This window comes from Paenibacillus piri (genome assembly GCF_004354045.1).
In the GTDB taxonomy this organism is placed as follows: domain Bacteria; phylum Bacillota; class Bacilli; order Paenibacillales; family NBRC-103111; genus Paenibacillus_S; species Paenibacillus_S piri.
Window position 1 is genome coordinate 1 of sequence record NZ_SMRT01000050.1, and the last position, 1,804, is coordinate 1,804.

Consider the following 1,804-nt stretch of genomic DNA (forward strand, 5'->3'; position numbering starts at 1 on the left):
GAGCGCTGGACAGCATACAAGTGAGAATGCCGGTATGAGTAACGAAAAGACAAGTGAGAATCTTGTCCGCCGAAAGCCTAAGGGTTCCTGAGGAAGGCTCGTCCACTCAGGGTAAGTCGGGACCTAAGGCGAGGCCGAAAGGCGTAGTCGAAGGACAACAGGTTGAAATTCCTGTACCACCGTGAACCGTTATGAGCAATGGGGTGACGCAGAAGGATAGTGACGCGGACTGATGGATGTCCGTCCAAGCAGAGAGGCTGGTGTGCAGGCAAATCCGCACATCRTWAAGGCTGGTCTGTGATGGGGAGTGAAAATCGCAGTAGCGAAGGTCATGAGTTCAAGCTGCCAAGAAAAGCCTCTAGCCAGGGAGAAGGTGCCCGTACCGGAAACCGACACAGGTAGGCGAGCAGAGCATGCTAAGGCGCGCGGAAGAACTCTCGTTAAGGAACTCGGCAAAATGACCCCGTAACTTCGGGAGAAGGGGTGCCTCGGTAGGGTGAATAGCCCGAGGGGGCCGCAGTGAAAAGGCCCAAGCGACTGTTTAGCAAAAACACAGGTCTGTGCGAAGCCGCAAGGCGAAGTATACGGGCTGACGCCTGCCCGGTGCTGGAAGGTTAAGGGGAGCGGTAAGGGGCAACCCGAAGCTGTGAACCGAAGCCCCAGTAAACGGCGGCCGTAACTATAACGGTCCTAAGGTAGCGAAATTCCTTGTCAGGTAAATTCTGACCCGCACGAATGGCGTAACGACTTGGGCGCTGTCTCAACGAGAGATCCGGTGAAATTTTAATACCTGTGAAGATGCAGGTTACCCGCGACAAGACGGAAAGACCCCATGGAGCTTTACTGCAGCTTGATATTGGACTTTGGTACGATCTGTACAGGATAGGTGGGAGCCTGAGAAGCATGAGCGCCAGCTTGTGTGGAGGCGACGTTGGGATACCACCCTGATCGTATCGGAGTTCTAACCTGGCACCCTAAATCGGGTGTGGGGACAGTGTCAGGTGGGCAGTTTGACTGGGGCGGTCGCCTCCTAAAGCGTAACGGAGGCGCCCCAAGGTTCCCTCAGAATGGTTGGAAATCATTCGAAGAGTGCAAAGGCAGAAGGGAGCTTGACTGCGAGACAAACAGGTCGAGCAGGGACGAAAGTCGGGCTTAGTGATCCGGTGGTACCGAATGGAAGGGCCATCGCTCAACGGATAAAAGCTACCCTGGGGATAACAGGCTTATCTCCCCCAAGAGTCCACATCGACGGGGAGGTTTGGCACCTCGATGTCGGCTCATCGCATCCTGGGGCTGAAGTAGGTCCCAAGGGTTGGGCTGTTCGCCCATTAAAGCGGTACGCGAGCTGGGTTCAGAACGTCGTGAGACAGTTCGGTCCCTATCTGTCGCGGGCGTAGGAAAAGCGCGGCAACGTGTGGAGCTGACGAATACTAATCGGTCGAGGGCTTAACTAAGATATCCCACAAAGTGAAGAGTAGGCTGACGAAGCGTATTCCGGGTACTTTGCGGGACCCCTGATAAAAAAGCAATACAGCTATGCTTGCCGGTTTCGGATCCAGTTTTCAAGGCGCAATAACTTCACCCCACAAAGTGAAGGGAAGCTCCGATGATAATGCCGATTACTTTGCGGGGAGCCCCGAGAGCAATTGGCATGAAGAACGGATGTTCCTTGGCGGGAACATCAAACTTAAACCACGTTTGGTGATGATGGCGGAGGGGAACCACGCGTTCCCATCTCGAACACGACCGTTAAGCCCTCCAGCGCCAATGGTACTTAGACCGCAGGGTCTTGGGAGAGTAGGAC

At 54.7% G+C, this 1,804-nt stretch carries 2 rRNA genes; both read left to right on the forward strand.

The features are described from left to right. Window positions 1-1,412: ribosomal RNA gene (locus E1757_RS35500) — 23S ribosomal RNA — on the forward strand; the annotation flags it as partial. A gap of 285 nt (window positions 1,413-1,697) precedes the next feature. After that, window positions 1,698-1,804 (forward strand): 5S ribosomal RNA (gene rrf, locus E1757_RS35505); the annotation flags it as partial.